Origin of the sequence: Streptococcus suis (assembly GCA_022354845.1) — a bacterium.
GTDB classification, from domain to species: Bacteria; Bacillota; Bacilli; order Lactobacillales; family Streptococcaceae; genus Streptococcus; species Streptococcus suis_AA.
The window spans coordinates 1,208,897-1,227,807 of record CP031970.1; the positions used below are offsets into that span (position 1 = coordinate 1,208,897).

The 18,911-nt window shown below is 39.3% G+C and carries 20 protein-coding genes; all 20 read right to left on the bottom strand.

What is annotated here, in order from left to right:
• Positions 1-13 precede the first annotated feature (13 nt).
• Complete coding sequence (locus D2A30_06380) at positions 14-205, bottom strand: DNA-directed RNA polymerase subunit beta (GenBank protein ULL21223.1); 192 nt, start codon at positions 203-205, stop codon at positions 14-16.
• Complete coding sequence (murA, locus tag D2A30_06385) at positions 198-1,481, bottom strand: UDP-N-acetylglucosamine 1-carboxyvinyltransferase (protein ULL21224.1); 1,284 nt, start codon at positions 1,479-1,481, stop codon at positions 198-200. Before murA ends, D2A30_06380 begins: the two co-directional genes overlap by 8 nt.
• A 22-nt stretch (positions 1,482-1,503) precedes the next feature.
• Positions 1,504-1,731 (bottom strand): DUF1146 domain-containing protein, encoded by a 228-nt coding sequence (locus D2A30_06390; GenBank protein ID ULL21225.1) that lies wholly within the window; start codon positions 1,729-1,731, stop codon positions 1,504-1,506.
• 183 nt (positions 1,732-1,914) lie between these two features.
• A complete protein-coding gene (gene ugpC / locus D2A30_06395; GenBank protein ID ULL21226.1) occupies positions 1,915-3,021 on the bottom strand; it encodes a sn-glycerol-3-phosphate ABC transporter ATP-binding protein UgpC in 1,107 nt (368 codons plus the stop codon).
• Complete coding sequence (locus tag D2A30_06400) at positions 3,022-3,759, bottom strand: HAD family hydrolase (protein ID ULL21227.1); 738 nt, start codon at positions 3,757-3,759, stop codon at positions 3,022-3,024.
• On the bottom strand, positions 3,756-5,264 hold the full coding sequence (locus D2A30_06405) for a hypothetical protein (protein ULL21228.1): 1,509 nt from the start codon (positions 5,262-5,264) through the stop codon (positions 3,756-3,758). Before D2A30_06405 ends, D2A30_06400 begins: the two co-directional genes overlap by 4 nt.
• Before the next feature lie 28 nt (positions 5,265-5,292).
• Positions 5,293-6,615, bottom strand: a complete 1,323-nt coding sequence (locus D2A30_06410; protein ID ULL21229.1) for an extracellular solute-binding protein — start codon at positions 6,613-6,615, stop codon at positions 5,293-5,295.
• Between the two features lie 34 nt (positions 6,616-6,649).
• The gene (locus D2A30_06415) at positions 6,650-7,501 is read right to left on the bottom strand and encodes a carbohydrate ABC transporter permease (GenBank protein ULL21230.1); all 852 of its coding nucleotides are present in this window, start codon (positions 7,499-7,501) and stop codon (positions 6,650-6,652) included.
• A gap of 9 nt (positions 7,502-7,510) precedes the next feature.
• On the bottom strand, positions 7,511-8,398 hold the full coding sequence (locus D2A30_06420) for a sugar ABC transporter permease (protein ID ULL21231.1): 888 nt from the start codon (positions 8,396-8,398) through the stop codon (positions 7,511-7,513).
• A 6-nt stretch (positions 8,399-8,404) separates the two neighbouring features.
• Positions 8,405-8,722, bottom strand: a complete 318-nt coding sequence (locus tag D2A30_06425) for a QacE family quaternary ammonium compound efflux SMR transporter (protein ULL21232.1) — start codon at positions 8,720-8,722, stop codon at positions 8,405-8,407.
• Positions 8,723-9,485: 763 nt separating this feature from the next.
• Complete coding sequence (locus tag D2A30_06430) at positions 9,486-9,902, bottom strand: F0F1 ATP synthase subunit epsilon (GenBank protein ULL21233.1); 417 nt, start codon at positions 9,900-9,902, stop codon at positions 9,486-9,488.
• 9 nt (positions 9,903-9,911) lie between these two features.
• Entirely contained in the window at positions 9,912-11,318 is a 1,407-nt protein-coding gene (gene atpD, locus D2A30_06435; protein ID ULL21234.1) for a F0F1 ATP synthase subunit beta, read from the bottom strand.
• Between the two features lie 21 nt (positions 11,319-11,339).
• Positions 11,340-12,218, bottom strand: a complete 879-nt coding sequence (locus D2A30_06440) for a F0F1 ATP synthase subunit gamma (protein ID ULL21235.1) — start codon at positions 12,216-12,218, stop codon at positions 11,340-11,342.
• An 11-nt stretch (positions 12,219-12,229) separates the two neighbouring features.
• Positions 12,230-13,732: a F0F1 ATP synthase subunit alpha gene (locus D2A30_06445; GenBank protein ULL21236.1), complete on the bottom strand. Its 1,503-nt coding sequence runs from the start codon at positions 13,730-13,732 to the stop codon at positions 12,230-12,232.
• Positions 13,733-13,746: 14 nt separating this feature from the next.
• Positions 13,747-14,280 carry a F0F1 ATP synthase subunit delta gene (locus D2A30_06450; protein ID ULL21237.1) on the bottom strand — a complete coding sequence of 178 codons (534 nt, stop codon included), beginning with the start codon at positions 14,278-14,280 and terminating at the stop codon, positions 13,747-13,749.
• Complete coding sequence (atpF, locus tag D2A30_06455; GenBank protein ID ULL21238.1) at positions 14,281-14,787, bottom strand: ATP synthase F0 subunit B; 507 nt, start codon at positions 14,785-14,787, stop codon at positions 14,281-14,283.
• A gap of 14 nt (positions 14,788-14,801) precedes the next feature.
• Positions 14,802-15,518: a F0F1 ATP synthase subunit A gene (locus tag D2A30_06460; GenBank protein ID ULL21239.1), complete on the bottom strand. Its 717-nt coding sequence runs from the start codon at positions 15,516-15,518 to the stop codon at positions 14,802-14,804.
• Between the two features lie 36 nt (positions 15,519-15,554).
• On the bottom strand, positions 15,555-15,755 hold the full coding sequence (locus tag D2A30_06465) for a F0F1 ATP synthase subunit C (protein ID ULL21240.1): 201 nt from the start codon (positions 15,753-15,755) through the stop codon (positions 15,555-15,557).
• A gap of 135 nt (positions 15,756-15,890) precedes the next feature.
• Complete coding sequence (locus D2A30_06470) at positions 15,891-16,934, bottom strand: YegS/Rv2252/BmrU family lipid kinase (protein ID ULL21241.1); 1,044 nt, start codon at positions 16,932-16,934, stop codon at positions 15,891-15,893.
• A gap of 12 nt (positions 16,935-16,946) precedes the next feature.
• The gene (gene ligA, locus D2A30_06475) at positions 16,947-18,905 is read right to left on the bottom strand and encodes an NAD-dependent DNA ligase LigA (protein ULL21242.1); all 1,959 of its coding nucleotides are present in this window, start codon (positions 18,903-18,905) and stop codon (positions 16,947-16,949) included.
• Between the last annotated feature and the right edge of the window lie 6 nt (positions 18,906-18,911).

The window sequence follows — 18,911 nt, forward strand, 5'->3', positions numbered from 1 at the left end:
AAGTAGGACTAGCCTACTTTCCAGTAAATTTAGAAATGAATTCTTGCCATTTTTCTACCGATAGTATTGAAAACATATTGTCACCATCACCTATGACTCCGTATCCAACCATCAGCCCAAAGGCAAAGATTAAAATTGCAAACAGTAAAATTATCACTACAAAGAGTAAATTTTTACCCATATTACCTAGATATTCCTTATCCATTTTCAACTTCTCCACTCACACGTTCAATCGACGCACCTAAGGCAGCTAATTTTTCATGAAAACGATAATAACCACGATCCAAGTGGGTCAATTTCCCAACAATGGTTTGTCCTTCAGCAACCAATCCAGCTAAAATCAAGGCTGCACTAGCCCGTAAATCTGTCGACATTACCTGAGCTCCTTGCAAGGGTTGTCCCCCAGAAATGATAGCCGTATCACGTAAAATTTCCGAATGCAAATTCATCCGACGTAATTCTTCAAGGTGTTGGAATCGATTTTCAAACACCGTTTCAATCATGGTTGACTCACCTTTTGCAACTGCCATTAATGCGGTAAATTGGGCCTGCATGTCGGTCGGAAAGCCAGGGTGTGGTAAGGTTTTTACTGTTACAGGTTTGAGTTTGTCCACTTGTGAACGCACTCGAATCCCTTCTGCTTCTTCCGTTACTTCAACTCCCATTTCTATCATTTTAGAAATAAGCGGACGATTGTGCTCCCAGACAGCATCCTTAATTAAAACATCTCCACCGGTCATAGCAGCAGCCACCATAAATGTACCTGCTTCGATACGGTCTTGAACAACTTGATGCTCTACTCCTACCAATTCTTCTACACCCGTAATGGTAATTGTCTCAGTACCTGCTCCCTTAACATTCGCACCCATCTTATTTAGAAAAATAGCCAAATCAACGATTTCAGGTTCGCGCGCAGCATTTTCAAGTATAGTCATACCATGAGCAAGCGTTGCTGCCATCATTAAATTTTGTGTCGCACCGACACTTGGAAAATCAAGATAAATATGAGCACCTTGCAAGGCCTCCGCACTGGCTTCAATGTAACCAGCCCGTTGCTTAATTCTTGCTCCCATCGCTAGTAGACCTTTCAAATGAAGATCAATTGGACGACTACCGATTGTACAACCACCTGGCATAGATACTTTCGCATAGCCATTACGAGCTAAAATTGGACCAAGAATGACGATGGATGCACGCATTTGACTAACATATTTATAGGGAGTTTCACTACCTAATTTTCCAGTCGCATCAACATCAATTGTCTTCGTTTCCTCGTCAAATTTTACACGAACACCCAAACCACGAACAACATTGTTCATTGTGAACACATCAGATAAAATCGGTACTTGTGTCAGCTGAGTCTGACCCTTACTTGCCAAAACTGTCGCTGCTAACAAGGGTAGAACTGCATTTTTTGCACCCTCAATCTCAACTTGACCTTTTAATCCAGCTTGACTTCCTTTAACAATGATTGTTTCCATTCACTTCCCTCTTCTTAACCTATTAAGACATAGTTGCAAAAGAACGTCCAATTAGTAACAACTCTAAAAAGAAAGTTGAGACTAAATAACCTAATGCAATAGCAATAAATAATATCAGCATGTTGATTTTTGGCTGATTATCTCCCGTTACTTTTAACCATCGTGCCCAATCTACTGTCGTTATCAATAGATGATAACTTATATAGATAAAGAGTAGATGACTTATAAATTGCAAAATTGATTGTATCATATCTCCATTATATCATGAAATTAAAAAAAGGAACTGAACCAAGTTCAATCCCAATTTTATCAACGTTTCCCAACACGAATACGATTGATTGCTTGTTGGAGGTTTTAGCAAGCAATTATATCTATTTATTCCAGGTCCCTTACAATCATAGTTCAGGTCAGTAAAGAGATCATTTAGCCATATTCAATTTACAATCGCTATCCCCGTTTCCTTATCAAATAGATGGAGATGGTTTTCCAGTATTCTTACACTCACTTGTTCTCCAATAGAAAATGGCTCCAAGGAGTCCGTTTTTACAACAATCTGAGTATCTATAGCTGCAAGATGAATATGCAAGAAGGCATCATCTCCAAACATTTCATAAACTTCCACCCTGCCTTCTACTGCCTTAGAAATTGTTAAATCTCTGGATATAACAATATTATTCGGACGAATTCCTACGATTACTTGATTTCCTGCCATTCCGCTATTGACTACCACTGTTTCCTTATCGCTAGGTAACAAGAGCAGCATTTGACCAACCTCAACTGCCAATCCTTGATCTGTTTCTAACAAGCTCCCTTCAATGAAATTCATCGGAGGGGTACCAATGAACCCTGCGACAAACAAATTTGCTGGATTGTGATAGAGATTCTGAGGAGTGTCAACCTGTTGAATCACACCGTCCTTCATCACTACAATCCTAGTTCCTAATGTCATAGCTTCCGTCTGGTCATGTGTTACATAAATAAATGTAGAGTCTAGTTGCTGATAAAGGTTGGCAATCTCCACTCTCATCTGGCCTCGTAGCTTTGCATCCAAATTTGATAATGGCTCATCCATTAGAAATAGTTTAGGCTGTCGAACCATTGCTCTGCCCATGGCCACCCGCTGCTTTTGTCCACCCGATAATTGAGATGGTTTTCTATTTAGGTACGGTGTTAAACTTAATACATCTGCAATTTCTGCTACCTTTTCCTTGATTTTTTGCTTCTTAAGTCCCTTGATTTTGAGACTATAGCCAATATTTTGGGCGACTGTCATATGCGGATATAAGGCATAATTTTGAAAAACCATCGCTATATCTCGGTCACTTGGACTGATATGGTTGATGGTTTCCCCATCCACCAGCAGTTCTCCCGAGGTAATATCTTCTAAACCAGCAATCATCCGTAAAGACGTTGATTTCCCGCAACCAGAAGGACCCACAATAATGATAAATTCTTTATCAGCTATCTCCAAGTTAAAATTATGGACAGCTATATGGTTGTCATAGGCCTTGACGATATTTCTTAATTCTATTTTTGCCACCTATATTTCCTCATTTCTTCTATCAATAAACTCTAACAACTCAGCTAAAGATGGAATAATCGTATCTGTATAGTGACTGAGCGACTTATACGTTCCTACCCCGCTTAACACTCCAATCGGTACTCCACCACCATTCAATGCAAAACGCATATCATTTGGCGTATCACCTACCACTGCAACTTCTTCACAAGTTAGTTGCCACTCCCTCAGTACATCTCGAAACAGACGCTCACTCGGTTTGATAGGGTGACCACTATCTGCTGTTGCACAATAACTGACATACTTCTCAATCGCAAGGCTTGATAAACAATCCTGTGTAGCATCCGAGTTATCTGTCGTAACTATACCGATTTTGATTTTCCTTTTTCTTAATTCTTCAAACAATACAGACATATCGGTAAACACAGGGTAGTCTGTGATGGTCTGGAAATGTTCTGAAAAAGACCGTTCTAGCAACATCTGCAATACCCCAATCTCCAGATTAGGTCGCTCTTTTTCAAGTATAACTGCTAAATCGGCAGCAATCTGTTCATAAGGTTTCCAAGCCAAGGCCCCTTCCGGATCAAGTACATCATTTTTGATACCAATAGCCTCCTCCAAAGGAAGTATGTTATCCATTGTAGGTGGAAGATCAAGGAAGGATAATAGATTTATCAGAACAGGCCTAACTGCTGGTTGCCAGACCTTGAAAAAATCAATTATAGTGCCATCTTTATCAAATAATATCCCTTTAATCATCCAGAAATTCCTAGCTTTTCTTTTGCCTGACGGAAGGTTCTTATATCAGGCACCCGATGGCCTTTCGTCAGGGCATTTCCATAGAACCTAAAATCACCATCTTGATTCGTAGCCCCAAACCGAATCCACTGGTAGGAGACTTCATTCAGCGTAATCCGTCCAGAAGCAGTATAGACTCCTTCAGTACTGACCTCGGTGGTGAGTTCGACTTTTTGGCCATCTATATAGCAAAATAGCAACGCCTCATCAAAATCCATTTTTAAGGAAAGCCTATAATCCAGAAATGCACATTCTGCATGAAGTTGATCACCGAAAGACAGCGTGCCAAGATTCACCTCTTCCTCACTTCGTTGAATAAATTCAAAGTCCAGACTACTGAAACGAGTGACATAAGCATGGCACTGTCTCAGTGCAGAGTAGAGATTATTCGGAGTAAGATTTTCCATATACACCCACGTTGCTGGATCCCCAGGTATGGATGGAATTTTCGAACTTGGATAGCGTTCCCCTTTCACCATATGAGAATCACTTCCACCTATTGCACAAATACGGTAACCTTGCGACCAGAATAAATCTGCCAACTCTACAGCTTGCTGATTGGCTAATCTTCCATTTGCATCTTCCTCTAGCTCATACGTTGGATCATTGATAATCTCAACACAATCCAACAAGTCTAAACTTAATGTATCATGAAGCCATTTCCAAAGATATAAGAAGGGATGGTTAATTGAAAACAACCAACCATTATCCTTGGCCTCAGCAATTAGCTCATCCAAGGCCTGCAACACATCTTCTTTTTGGTGAGCCAAAATCAGTGCATCCAACGATTCTGGCCGTTTTGTCAGTCCAAATAAATTAGCGTGACCCTGTCCTGTCGTAATTTCCATACCTGGTAAAACCATTAGGAATGTTTCAGGCCAACCAGTATGCAAAAGATTATGCTCGGTCGCAAGGTAAAAATCTAAGTTCTGCTCTGCAATGACCTTTTCTACAACCGACCGTGGCAAATCCCTCCCATCAGATAATTGGGTATGGGTATGAAAATCCCCCTTGTACCATTTCGTCCCCCTCTGGTAGATCTTACTCGGTTCCAAAAAACTGTAGTTAAAATCCTCATCAACCCAGATTGGACCATCAATCATCTCCGTCTCATTTCTACCCTCAGAAAACTGAATTTCAATACAGGAATGAATATGGCTTCCGTCGAAATATTTTCCATATTCCTGATTGAAAATAAATTCCAATGTCCATTGCCCAGAATTTATTTTTCCTGGAATGCCTCCAATGGTTGTATATTCTGCGGTCCCTCCTAAATAGACTGTCTTGCTACTGTGACCGAGTTGCTTTTGAAACCTTAACCGCCCATGATTGTCCCGAATCATTAAAATAACCAGCATGCTATAAGGAGTATCAATAGTATGTGTGAAACTAATTCCTGAACAATTCTGAGGAACAAAGAAGGCCCCTACTTGCTTGATTGGTACATTATCATGCAATTCAAACATTAATGTATGGCTCATATATCACCCTTTCTTATTCATTCAATGCCTTAACCAACACCTGTTGAGCTATTTTTTGAGCTTTGTCCAAGGCTTTTTGTGCTGGGATATTTTCTAATTCGACTTGATCTGCAGCAACAGTCAAGGCATCATAAATTGCTCCACCAGTCGGATCGATTGGAAGCACAGAACCGTGACTCGCCTGTGTAAATGGAACCAGTGCTTGAGGATGTTCCTTAACATACGAAAGATACTTTTCATTTGTAGCAATGCCCTTGTTTACTGCTACATAACCCACTTCCTTAGTCCATTGGATTTGATTTTCAATATTTGTGAAAAATTGAATAAATTCAAATGCTCCTGCTTTTTCCTGTTCGGAGGATCTTTCTACTACACTAAATAACAAGGCATCTGCAGCTGGTGCGGATGTCGAATCCTCATCCCATGCTGGTTGCTCCATCGCCTGGACAATATTAAAATCCAAATCAGCCTGATCACCAGATGAACCCGTATAACCACCAGCAGTATTATCCAATACATCATCAATGGTATTGTACCAGTACTCCCAACCTTGACCACCTGAATTGACAGCCATAATTTCATCATCATGAATCCAAGTTCTAAACGATTCCCAGACGCTAACCCATTCTTCAGAGTTAATCGTTACTGTTTTACCGTCTTCACTGAACATCTTCGCTCCATTACTTAGGGAAGCATCAATCAAGTTGTACGGTCCCCACATCGGCTCCCAGCCATATGTAAATTCTCCCGTGGCCTTAATGGCCTTAGCTGCTGTTGCCAAATCTTGCCATGTAGCAATCGAGTTTGGATCAATATTTGCCTTTTCAAATGCTGAAATATTATAATATAAAACCTGAGTTGTTCCATAAGCAGGCAGACCGAAGCGAGCACCCGACTCCGACACTCCCTGTTCTGCAAAGACTTCCAGATAATCCTCTTCCTTAACAGTCACATCTTCTGTCAGATAGGCATTCAAATCAGCCAGAAGCCCACTTTCATTCAATGTCCGTCCAGCACTTGGAGAGATTAACACCATATCTGGTGCAGCATTACCAGCAATTCCAGCCTGCAATTTTTCGTAAGTTTCCCCATAATCTGCCTGGGTTACAGCTTTTACATAATAGGTATCTTGTGACGCATTGTACTCATCAATAATCTCTTGAACAACAGTAACAGCTGTTTTACCACCAGCATACCAGAACTCAACCTCAACCTTATTCCCCGCTTCTGAACCAGCAGAAGACTGCGAGTTGGTAGAGGAATTTGTCCCACATGCGGACAAAACAGATGAAGCAACAGTTGTCATTAATAATATGGACGCAATTTTCTTTTTCATAATAATTCCTTTGTTCTATTTCTTAATAAGGCTATTAGCCCTTAACGCCAGTTTCTCCGCCAATCCCGTTGATGAACCATTTTTGCGTAGAAGCAAAAATTATCAAAATTGGTATAACAATAACGCTAGAAGCAGCCATCACTTTTGCCCACTCAGTTCCATAGGCACCGCCCTCTATAAAGAAGCGTCTCAACCCTTGTGAAACCAAGTATTTACTCGGATCATTTGTAATCAATGATGGCCACATATAGCTATTGTAAGCAGAGATAAAACTCATTAAAGCAAATGTTATAAAAGATGACTTTGTAACAGGACAGACAATCTCCCATAAGATTCTGAAATGTTTTGCCCCATCCATTCTAGCAGCCTCAACCAAAGCTTTTGGTACCTGCATGAAGGCTTGACGGAGTAAAAATATCCCAAAAATGCTTATCGTACTTGAGATAATTAGACCTGTAAATGTATTCAACATTCCCCCTTTTGATAAAATAATATAACTAGGAATATAAGTTGCTGCCACAGGTAGCATATAAGTTCCCATCACGACAACAAATATAAATTTCTGTCCTCGGAAGGATAAAAATACTAAGGCGTAGGCCAACATGGCGCCAGTTAATACTTGAAGAAATACAATTAACAGAGAGGTCCATAGGCTGTTGAGTATGTAGGTCAGAATGGGCGAATTAAATAAAATTTCCAGATAATTTGTTATTTGCGGTACTGCTGGAAAAAATTGACTACCATCTAGCACCTCTGACTTGGTTTTTAAGGAGCTAACCACCATCCATAGAAACGGAAATACGGTATATAGCGAAATGGCGGTCAAAAGTAGGAAACTAATTCCTTGCTTCAGATAGTTTATATATGACTGATACCTTGTCTGCATTTCGTCCCCCTAGTAATGAACCCATTTTTTGGAAGTGAAAAACTGAATATACGATAATACTACAGTTATAACTACCATAACAAGTGCGACTGCTGTCGCCTGACCCATCTTAAATTCTTCGAAACCTAATTGATAATACAAATATAATAAGGTTCTTGTACTCCCCGATGGACCACCTTGAGTTAAAATTTGAATCTGATCATAAGCTTGCAAAGAGTTTACCGTTGTAATAATCATCAAAAAGAAGGTTGTGGGCGAAATACAGGGTAGGGTCATATCAATAAAACGCCTCCAGGACTTGGCCCCATCTAAGCTACTAGCTTCATAGATTTCCTGCGGTACTTTTTCTAACGCAGATAAGTAAAAAATCATTGCGTAGCCCAAGCTTTTCCAAACTGTTACAATAATCACTGACAACATAGCAGTATCAGAACTCGCTATCCAATCCAATCCTGGCGAACCAAAAAATCCTAAAATCAGATTAGCAAATCCATCTTTCGGCTGGAATATCCATGTCCATACAATAGAAATAGCAACCGTTGGGGTAACCCATGGTGAGAATAATACAAACTTGAAAAATGAATTTCCTTTAAATGGCTTCTGAAGTAATAAGGCCAGTAAGAGTCCGCCCATTAGAGTCGGTAATACTGTTCCAACCGTGAAAAGAAGCGTATGTTTTAAGGCCTCATAAAATCGACTGTCACTGAATAAATCTCGGTAGTTCTCCCAATAAATAACATTATAATCAGGAGTCATAAAATTCCAGTTGGTAAAACTTAACCACAGTGATCGAACAATCGGGTAAATCCAAAAAACAAACAATGGAATCATTGCTGGCAAAGTGAACAATAGAACGATGCCAAGAGATTTAAATTTATCAACAGCTATTTGCTTCATAGATTATCAATACCCTCCTAAGTTAACCAAGATGGTTCCAAGTAAAATCAAAGCAACGCCACTTAAGCTAGGCCAAGATACATGTTCCCTATAGATACTGTAAGAGACTATGGTCGTTACAAGTATACCTATGCCACACCACAAGGCGTATGCCACTCCTAGATTAAGTGAAAGAATCGACTTGGAAAAAGTATAATGACACACAACATAAGCAATTCCACAAATAAGTGATGGTACTAAATTTGTAAATCCCTTAGTCTCCCGTAAATAAGATGTAGCAAACAGTTCTGCTATAATAGATATGACCAGATAAACAAAATTCATATATGCTCCTTTCAATAAACATACTCACATTCTACCGAACATTTGTGAATCAACTATGGGAATCAGGTAAATTTCTTGTAAATCACAAAAATTTTAAAGTAATCTGATAAAAAATTTACATTCCCTGAAATTTTTATCTCTAAGTGTCACTATTCAGTAAAACAATATAAGAGTCTGTATTCACAGTTGGCACTTCCATCTAAGGTTAATTTTAAGCTACTCACCGTTCGTTTTTTTAAAAAATACAGTCACTATTCCCTCAAAAAACAGCCTTGAGGAGCGAAAAACTATTCCTTACATCAAGTACTTTACTTGAAAATATAGGTTCCAATACTCACACGAAATCAAAACAAACTCTCTGCTACTGACCTGGATTATTAGCAAAAAAGTCCTCTCATTCTGCATTTTTGATGTATCGGAGTAGAATATTCCTGCATAGTAAAAAGCCTCAAAATCATAGATTTTGAAGCTTTTTTGCAACTATTTTAGCTTTAGGGCAAGCAGCGTGTGAAGTATTATCACACTCGTCTGTCTTATCTGTTATTCTCCATATATTCGGCCTATAAGTTCTAAAAAAGATAGGAGACTAACACACCACTACTCTTAAACTTTTACAGCCGCAACTGATTTTCTACAGATAATACATCATAAAAAGAGCGATGTGAGACTAAACTTATGCCCAATCCCATTCACTCTTCGACTTATAAAATACTATTTTTCCTAAGTTCGCTCACGGATGGAACAAGGTCCAATCCCATAGGTCTTAACGTTTCCCAACACGGATACGATTGATTGCGCGTTGAAGTGCAACTGCAGCCCGTTTTTCCATATCAATATTCCGAGCGTTCTGAGCTTCTTCTAATTTACGCTCCGCTCTCAATTTGGCCCGTTCTGCTCGACTAATATCAATGTCTCGTTCCCTCTCAGCAGAATCAGAGACAATTGTTATCAAATCTTTGTTGATTTCGATGATACCACCATTGACTGCAATCCAATCCACGTGGTTTTCATCATCAACACGTCGTACTTTCATCTCATCAATTTCTAAAACAGCAATCAATTCTAAGTGACCTGGATAAATCCCCAATTCTCCCTCTTTGGTTTTAACCAAAACAAAGGCTGCATGGTGATCATATTTTATTCCATCTGGTGTCACTACTTGAACAGTCATATGTGCCATATGCCACCTCTAGTATTTCATTTTAGCAGCTTTAGCGACTACATCCTCAATTGAACCAACATTTCGGAAAGCATCTTCAGGCAAATGATCATATTTACCATCTAAAATTTCCTTAAAACCTTTAACGGTTTCTGAAACAGGAACGTAGGAACCTGGCATACCTGTAAATTGTTCAGCAACGTTAAAGTTTTGAGACAAGAAGAATTGAATCCGACGTGCACGACTAACTAAAGTCTTTTCCTCATCAGACAATTCATCCATACCGAGAATGGCAATAATATCTTGCAATTCTTGGTAACGTTGAAGAACACGTTTTACTTCCATCGCTACAGCATAGTGCTCTTCACCTACAACTTCAGGAGCCAAGGCACGAGAAGATGATGCTAATGGATCAACCGCTGGATAAATACCTAATTGAGTCAACTTACGCTCCAAGTTGGTTGTAGAATCCAAATGGGCAAACGCTGTTGCTGGAGCAGGGTCAGTATAGTCATCCGCAGGTACATAAATCGCCTGAATAGAAGTTACAGAACCCTTCTTAGTTGAAGTAATCCGTTCTTGCAATTGTCCCATCTCAGTAGCAAGGGTTGGCTGATAACCAACGGCTGAAGGCATACGACCCAAGAGGGCTGACACTTCTGAACCTGCTTGAGTGAAACGGAAAATATTATCAATAAATAAGAGAACGTCTTGACCTTCAACATCACGGAAATATTCAGCTATCGTCAAACCAGTAAGGGCAACACGCATACGTGCACCTGGTGGCTCATTCATCTGACCAAAGACCATGGCTGTTTTTTCAATAACACCAGACTCTTTCATTTCCCAGTAAAGGTCGTTCCCTTCACGAGTACGTTCACCAACACCAGTAAATACAGAAATACCACCATGTTCTTGAGCGATGTTATGAATCAATTCTTGGATAAGAACTGTCTTCCCAACACCGGCACCACCGAAAAGTCCAACTTTACCACCTTTAAGATAAGGAGCTAAAAGGTCAATAACTTTAATACCTGTTTCCAAAATTTCATTTGAAGTCGATAATTCATCAAAAGAAGGAGCCTTTTTGTGAATCGGTTCACGCTCAAAATCTGACGGAAACGGTTCCTCAAGGTCAATTGTGTCCCCTAAAACGTTAAAGACACGGCCCAGCGTCTTTTTACCAACTGGAACTGAAATCGGACGACCTGTGTCAAGCACTTCCATTCCACGAGTCAATCCGTCAGTTGATTCCATAGCAATTGTCCGAATAACCCCGTCACCAAGCTCCAGTGCAACTTCTAACACAACTTTTTGTTTAGAATCATCATTTTTATATACAACAAGTGCATTGTTAATCTCAGGAAGTTTATCTTCTGCTGCAAACGCGACGTCTACAACAGGACCAACAACCTGAGTAATTTTACCTGAACTCATTCTATTTCCTCTTTTTCTAACCTACTCAAGAGCTGATGCGCCGGCAACAATCTCAGTGATTTCCTGAGTAATAGCAGCCTGACGTGCCCTATTGTATTGAATTGTTAAATCCGAAATAACATTCTTCGCATTATCTGTCGCAGTCTGCATCGCAGTCATACCAGCAGCATTTTCAGCAGTCTTAGCATCCAAAAGTGCCCCGTAAATGGTTGATTCTGCGTATTGAGTCAACAATTGGTCCAATATCATTTCACGATTTGGTTCCAATTCAAATGTCGCCGTATAGCCATCTACTTCATTGTGGTCTAAATCTTCAACAGGAAGCATTTGCTGTACACGTACCTGGCTAGTCAAACTATTTACATGATGATTGTAACAAACATAAAGTTCATCAAACAGCTCATTTTTATACATTTCTACAGATTTAGAAATGATTTTTTGGACTTCTTCAAAGCTAGGGTTATCAGCAATTCCACGCAATTCAAACACAGGGTTGATACCACGTGCACGGAAAAAATCAGCACCCATCCCCCCAATAGCAATAATCTCAAACTCTCCATTTGACTGATGGTCCTGATCAATCATTTCCATAACAGCTTTTAAAATACTAGAATTATAAGAACCTTTTAAGCCGCTATCTGAGGTGATGACAATATAACCCACTTTTTGAATAGGACGTCGAATGAGCATCGGATTACTAGTATCTGATGTCATTAGTTCACCACGTAACAAATCCGTCGTAATTGCCCGAACTTTACTAGCATAAATCTGAAATGATTTCGCCAACTGCTCTGATTTCGCCAACTTTGATGCAGAAACCATCTGCATGGCACCTGTGATTTGACTGGTTTTCTTGGTTGATGCTATTCTTGATTTAATTTCATTAAGAGAACCTGCCATCCTATACTCCTTTATTTAAAGATTGATTGGTCTTTGAATGTTTGGATAGCAGTATTCAACTCATCCGTATCTGGAAGATCTTTCGTTGTACGAATGACATCCAAAAGATTATCATAGTGCAAATCAAAGTATGCATACAACTCTTCTTCAAATGCTAAAATATCATTAATCGGAACTGAATCCAAATATCCATTTGTCAAAGCATACAAAATCAAAACCTGTTTTTCAACTGGAAGTGGTTTGTGCAATGGTTGTTTCAAAACTTCCACTGTACGTCTACCACGATTGAGTTTTGCTTGTGTTGCTGCATCCAAATCAGAACCAAATTGCGTAAATGCTTCCAATTCACGATAAGAAGCCAAATCGATACGAAGGGTACCAGCAACCTTTTTCATGGCCTTAATTTGGGCGGAACCACCAACACGTGATACAGAAGATCCGGCATCAATCGCTGGACGAATACCAGAGTAAAACAAATCGTCTTTTAAGAAAATTTGTCCATCTGTAATGGAAATCACGTTGGTTGCAATATAAGCAGAGATATCACCAGCTTGTGTTTCAATAAATGGCAAGGCTGTAATGGAACCTCCGCCCAATTCATCAGAAACTTTTGCGGAACGTTCCAATAAACGACTGTGCAAGTAGAATACATCCCCTGGATATGCTTCACGACCTGGAGGACGGCGAAGCAAGAGAGACAATTCTCGATATGCTACCGCTTGTTTTGATAAATCATCGTAGACAATCAAAACATGTTTGCCTTCATACATAAATTCTTCCGCCATTGCTACCCCAGCATAAGGTGCTAAGAAAAGTAATGGGGATGGTTGTGAAGCAGATGCTGTCACAACAATAGTATAATCTAACGCGCCATATTGTCGAAGTATTTCTACTTGAGTACGAACTGTAGATTCTTTTTGACCGATTGCTACATAGATACAAATCATATCTTGACCTTTTTGGTTCAAGATTGCATCAATAGCTACAGAAGTTTTACCTGTTTGACGGTCACCGATAATCAATTCACGTTGTCCACGACCAATTGGTACCAAGGCATCAATCGCTTTCAGACCAGTTTGAAGGGGTTCATTTACTGATTTACGTTGCATAACACCTGGTGCAGGGTATTCAATCGGACGAGTTTTGCTTGTACGAATTTCGCCCAATCCATCGACTGGTTGTCCCAAAGGATTAATGACACGACCAATCAACCCAGACCCAACTGGTACTTCCATGATTTTTCCTGTACGACGAACAACAGAACCCTCACGAATATCTGAAAATCCGCCAAGAATGATGATACCGATGTCATTTGTCTCCAGGTTCTGAGCCATACCAATGGTGCCATTTTCAAAGATTAACAGCTCTCCACTCATGGCATTATCAAGACCTTGCGCACGTGCAATACCATCACCAATGTAGGTAACTACACCAGTCTCTGTATAATCAAAGTCAGGTTGAAACTCTTCGATTTGTTGTTTTAGTAAAGCGCTAATTTCTTGTGCATTTATCAAAAGAACACCACTTTCTATAGTTTTTTTCTAACATCCTTTAATTGTGTACGAACACTTGCATCAATTACTTTATGGTTAATGGTCAAAACAAAACCACCTAATAATGAAGCATCCTGTTCTTCAACAATATTACGGACACGCAAACCAAACCGTTCCTCGACTAATTGACGTAAACGAGATTTTTGTTGTTCCGTTAATGGATAAACTGATGCAATATGTGCATCAAACTCATTTTTTAATTTACTGATTTGAAGTTGAGCGCGTTCAAGAGTTTCCAGAAGTAAATCTGCATGTCCATCTCGAATCACATCTTCTATTAAATCATTGATTTGCCAATAACTAGATTGACGAACAGTGCGTACAAAAGCTGCTTTTTCTTCTCTTGAAACTGTAGCCGACAATAAGATACGGTTCAATTTACTATCATGAATGATAGTTATCAACTCAGAAATCTGATCATACATGTTCCAAATTTCTGAACTTTCACTGATATTTTCAACAAATGATAGAGCATGTTTTTGCACGATGGCATTTTCTCTAGCGTTCATCTACTTGTCTCCTAATTTGTCCAAATACCGATCAATCAAATTGCTGTGTGCCTGTTGATCCAAATCTTCAAAAATAATTTTTCCTGCAATATCTACTGCCAAATTAGCAACTTGAACGCGAAGTGTTTCTTGAACCTCACGTTTTTCAGATTCAATTTCCATTTGTGCTTTTGTTTTCAAGCCTTGCACTTCAACTTCAGCCTGTTCAAGAATTCGTTTTTTCTCCAATTTAGCACGTTCTACTGCGTCTTGAATGATTTTTTGTCCTTCAATACGACCTTGCACTAATTCATCTTCTCGTTGTTTCACAAGGTCAGCTGCAACTGCTAATTTTTCTTCAGCCGCATCAATATCACCTGCAATCTTATTTTCACGTTCTTCAAAAATTCCAGTAATTTTATTCCAAGCGAATACACGAATTAAAATAATTAAAACTGCAAAAGATGCTGTAACGAGGATAAAATTTCCTAGTACAGTACTTGCCTGCATTGTAATTTGTGTCGTCATTATTTATCCCTCTCTTACTCACTCTCTCCATTGATTTTCTTGTTCAGATACATAGATACCAACATAACAAATACATAACTCTGTAAACATGAAATAAATACAGAGAAGCCTGTCCAAACAATGTTTAGAACAAAGGCTATTGGGTATGCAAATGCATTTTGTTGAGATAATTGTAGAAGAAGAGAAACAAGCACTTCACCGGCATAAATATTACCATATAAACGAAGAGCAAGCGACACAAGATTGGTCACTTCTTCCAAAATATTCATTGGAGCCATCGCCCAAGGTGTAACAAAAGATTTAAAGTATTCTTTAAAGCCACGACGGCGAATCCCTTCAAAATGACAAAAAAGTATTGCTATACCAGCAAGACCAAAGTCGTATGCCATATTAGCCGTTGGAGAAGTCCACAAATTTTGTCCCTCTGGTGTTTCCAACTTCGTCATTAGTCCCAAATTATTGGCAAGCAAAAGAAAAGTGAAAACTGTAAAGAAAAACAAAGAATAGCGCTTTGCTTCCTCATCACCAAGGTTTCCTTTTGTAAATTTGACCGTTAGTTCGTAAACATATTCCAAAACATTTTGTTTTCCTTTTGGCTTAAGTTCCATCCGACGACTAGCCCAAAACACAAGTAAGAAAATAACCGAAATGATAATGACTGAAACCAATACCATGGTCAGGTCAAAGGTTACGGGACCAAGGGTAAGGGTTGGACTTAAAGTTTCTTCCAATTGAGGTTCCCCCCTTTTCTATTTCTCTATTTTCTACTATTTCAAGACAAATGTCATAGCCAAAGTGACGAAGAAAGTTCCCTCGATAAAGGCAACACCCAAGAAAACACCAGACATCAATTTACTTTGCATTTCTGGTTGACGTGCAGACGAACTAATATAAGAAGATACCAAAAGTCCCTCACCGATACTTACACCAAGACAGGCCAAACCAAGGGCCAATGCGCCTAAATTCATAACGAATTCTCCTTTTAAAATTTAATACCATGTAAGGATACTCCTAAAAAACCTATTTGTCAAGAAAATATCGCTATTGGAAGCGTTTAATTCGAATTTCTAAAAGAAAAAGAAAAGACTTTTCATCTTTTCTTCCTATCTAATAGTTTCATCCATATGATCGGATTCTTCAATAAATCGTTTAGCCATTTTTTCTCGATTGATTTGATCCATATCGAGTGTGATGGCATCATCTGATACAAGGTCTGTGTCTGCAAAGAATTCAATATGATTTGCTAAATTCTCTAGTTCAACAGGTGCATCTCCTCCAAACTCACCATCCAAATTAATCATCAGTCTGTTTGTAGATTGAAGGTTTTCTATTGACAAACTCTTAGTCTTTATGTACTCAATTAAGTTACTGTCGATATGTTTCCCACCATCTAAAACCTGACGAATTAAATGCAAAATTTCAAATAAGTTGCCTGTTTTAACCATCAATAGTGTAAAATTGCCATCATCTAATTTTGCATCTGGAACAATTTGTTCAAAACCTCCAATTGAGTTGGTAAGGGCTACAAAAATTAAGGATACAGATCCTTCAAACACCCCTTGATCATGCTTCACTCTTACTGGTGTAAATTGGACTCTTGGTAACAGCTCGGCCCCTTTTACCACATATGCCAAATAGCCAAACATCGTCTTAAGCTGACTTGGAACGCTATAAGTAAGCTCAGTCAAGGTTCCAGCAGCTGCAATATTTATAAAATAATGCTCTTGTTGAATACCATTTTTTTTATTTTTTGCCAAGCCAATGTCCATTAAAATGGTCTGCTTCTTGCCAATTATCTTTGCTGCCTCAACTGGATTTCCTCTTGGAATTTTCAATGCACGCGCGTAGTCATTTGTTGTTCCTGTAGGAATAATAGCCATTTTAGGCCTTTTTTCAAGTGGAGCAATGCCATTGACCACTTCATTGATCGTACCATCACCACCTGCAGCAATGATTAAATCAAATCCATCAAGTGCGGCTCTTTTTGCTTCATTTTTTGCAGAATCTGGCTCAGGAGTAGTTTGAAAAGCAGACGTTTCATATCCATATCCTTCAAAAATATGCAATACTTCTGCTACATTCTTTTTCATAATTTCCTGACCCGAAGTCGGATTATAAATCAATCGTGCACGTTTTCTTTTTTTCATTGTTCATTCCTTTTAAAGGTTTTCTAGCCAAGCTTCATCTTTTATTTCAATCCCGAGTTCTTGTGCCTTGGCCAATTTACTACCAGCATCCGTTCCTGCGACAACAAGATTTGTTTTCTTAGAAACTGAGCCAGCTACATTCGCTCCTAAGGATTCTAATTTAGCTTTAGCCTCATTGCGTTTCATTCTTTCCAATTTGCCCGTTAATACAACTGTCATACCGGATAAGGCAGCATTTTCATCTGCTACCTGTCCAAGATAAGCTAAGTTTACCCCAACTTCCTTAAGTTCGTCTAAAAGTTGTTGAGCTCCTTGACTAGTAAAATAAGTTGTAATTGACTTTGCTATGACTTGTCCTAATCCTTCTAACGAGGCAATAGTATCTTGATCAGCTTTTGCTAACGATTCTAAATCGCCAAATTTTTCCAATAATATTTTACTTGCCTTGCTACCAACATGACGAATTCCCAACCCAAATAAGAGGCGCTCCGCTGAATTTGTTTTGGAACTTTGGATTGCTTGATATAATTTTTCAGCTGATTTTTCCTTAAACCCATCTACAGTGAGTAAATCGGTGACCGTTAATTTATAAATATCTGCAACATCATGAACTAATTGTGACAGGAACAATTTTTCAACGATAGACGTTCCCAATCCTGCAATATTCATGGCATCACGACTAGCAAAATGTTCCAACTTACTCATCAACTGACTAGGACACAAAGGATTGATACAGCGCAGAGCAACTTCATCTTCATAATGTTGTAGGATACCAGCACAACTTGGACAGATAGTTGGGATAGGCATCGGTTTTTGAATGGTACGATACTTGTCCACCACTTTCAGCACTGCTGGAATAATGTCTCCTGCTTTATATACAATAACTGTATCACCAATACGAATATCTTTTTCGGCGATATAGTCTACGTTGTGCAAGGTCGCTCGACTGACCGTCGTCCCCGCTAATTGAACAGGACTGAGGTTTGCAGTTGGAGTTACGACACCCGTACGACCAACAGTCCAATCAACCGACAAGATTTCAGCTTCCTTTTCCTCGGCTGGGAATTTATAGGCAACAGCCCATCGTGGTGCCTTGACCGTAAAACCCAACTCTTCTTGTGCAGATAAATCATTTACTTTAATGACTATGCCATCAATCTCATAGGGGAGATCATCTCGGCGCTCTGCCATTTTTTCAATAAACTCCCACACATCATCAATGGTATTTGCCAAATGATAATCGTGATTTGTCGTAAAACCAAGGGTATCTAGCTTATGAAGAACCTCTGATTGACTGACTGCATCAGATGGACTCGCCTCTTGGTAAAGGAAGGTAGCAAGTCCACGTTGAGCAACGACAGCTGTATCTAATTGACGGAGGGTTCCTGCAGCGGCATTTCTAGGGTTAGCAAACTCAGCTTCTCCAGCCTCTTCACGTTGTTTGTTAACACGAGCAAAAGAAGCTTTGGGCATATAACATTCCCCTCGAACGGTAATATCAATCGCCTCGGGTAAGGTCAAAGGAATATCAGCTACACGTTTTAAATTCTCAGTAATGTTTTCACCAATACTGCCATCCCCGCGTGTAGCTCCAACAACAAGTTTTCCAGCTTCATAGGTAAGGGAAATGGAAAGGCCATCAATCTTCAGCTCACAAATATAACTTGCCTGTGGAAATTCCTTGCGTACACGCTGATCAAACGTTTCTAATTCTGCACGCGAAAAAGCATCCTGCAGACTAAAAAGAGGATAAACATGGCTATATTTCTCAAAACCATCTAATACTTTCCCACCCACTCGATGGGTTGGGCTATCTGGTAAAATCAGTTCTGGATGTGCTGTTTCAAGCTCAACTAACTCACGATAGAGCTGGTCATATTCGGCATCCGATACACTTGGTCGATCCAATTGATAATATTCTTTAGCATACTGATTCAGCAACCTAACTAATTCTGTTATTCTTGTTTCCATAAGAGT

What these genes read in the sequence shown, in the direction of transcription:
- D2A30_06380 (ULL21223.1), bottom strand. Translation starts at nt 205, where the DNA reads ATGGATAAGGAATATCTAGGTAATATGGGTAAAAATTTACTCTTTGTA.
- murA (ULL21224.1), bottom strand. Translation starts at nt 1,481, where the DNA reads ATGGAAACAATCATTGTTAAAGGAAGTCAAGCTGGATTAAAAGGTCAA.
- D2A30_06390 (ULL21225.1), bottom strand. Translation starts at nt 1,731, where the DNA reads ATGATACAATCAATTTTGCAATTTATAAGTCATCTACTCTTTATCTAT.
- D2A30_06400 (ULL21227.1), bottom strand. Translation starts at nt 3,759, where the DNA reads ATGATTAAAGGGATATTATTTGATAAAGATGGCACTATAATTGATTTT.
- D2A30_06405 (ULL21228.1), bottom strand. Translation starts at nt 5,264, where the DNA reads ATGTTTGAATTGCATGATAATGTACCAATCAAGCAAGTAGGGGCCTTC.
- D2A30_06410 (ULL21229.1), bottom strand. Translation starts at nt 6,615, where the DNA reads ATGAAAAAGAAAATTGCGTCCATATTATTAATGACAACTGTTGCTTCA.
- D2A30_06415 (ULL21230.1), bottom strand. Translation starts at nt 7,501, where the DNA reads ATGCAGACAAGGTATCAGTCATATATAAACTATCTGAAGCAAGGAATT.
- D2A30_06420 (ULL21231.1), bottom strand. Translation starts at nt 8,398, where the DNA reads ATGAAGCAAATAGCTGTTGATAAATTTAAATCTCTTGGCATCGTTCTA.
- D2A30_06425 (ULL21232.1), bottom strand. Translation starts at nt 8,722, where the DNA reads ATGAATTTTGTTTATCTGGTCATATCTATTATAGCAGAACTGTTTGCT.
- D2A30_06430 (ULL21233.1), bottom strand. Translation starts at nt 9,902, where the DNA reads ATGGCACATATGACTGTTCAAGTAGTGACACCAGATGGAATAAAATAT.
- atpD (ULL21234.1), bottom strand. Translation starts at nt 11,318, where the DNA reads ATGAGTTCAGGTAAAATTACTCAGGTTGTTGGTCCTGTTGTAGACGTC.
- D2A30_06440 (ULL21235.1), bottom strand. Translation starts at nt 12,218, where the DNA reads ATGGCAGGTTCTCTTAATGAAATTAAATCAAGAATAGCATCAACCAAG.
- D2A30_06450 (ULL21237.1), bottom strand. Translation starts at nt 14,280, where the DNA reads ATGAACGCTAGAGAAAATGCCATCGTGCAAAAACATGCTCTATCATTT.
- atpF (ULL21238.1), bottom strand. Translation starts at nt 14,787, where the DNA reads ATGACGACACAAATTACAATGCAGGCAAGTACTGTACTAGGAAATTTT.
- D2A30_06465 (ULL21240.1), bottom strand. Translation starts at nt 15,755, where the DNA reads ATGAATTTAGGCGCATTGGCCCTTGGTTTGGCCTGTCTTGGTGTAAGT.
- D2A30_06470 (ULL21241.1), bottom strand. Translation starts at nt 16,934, where the DNA reads ATGAAAAAAAGAAAACGTGCACGATTGATTTATAATCCGACTTCGGGT.
- ligA (ULL21242.1), bottom strand. Translation starts at nt 18,905, where the DNA reads ATGGAAACAAGAATAACAGAATTAGTTAGGTTGCTGAATCAGTATGCT.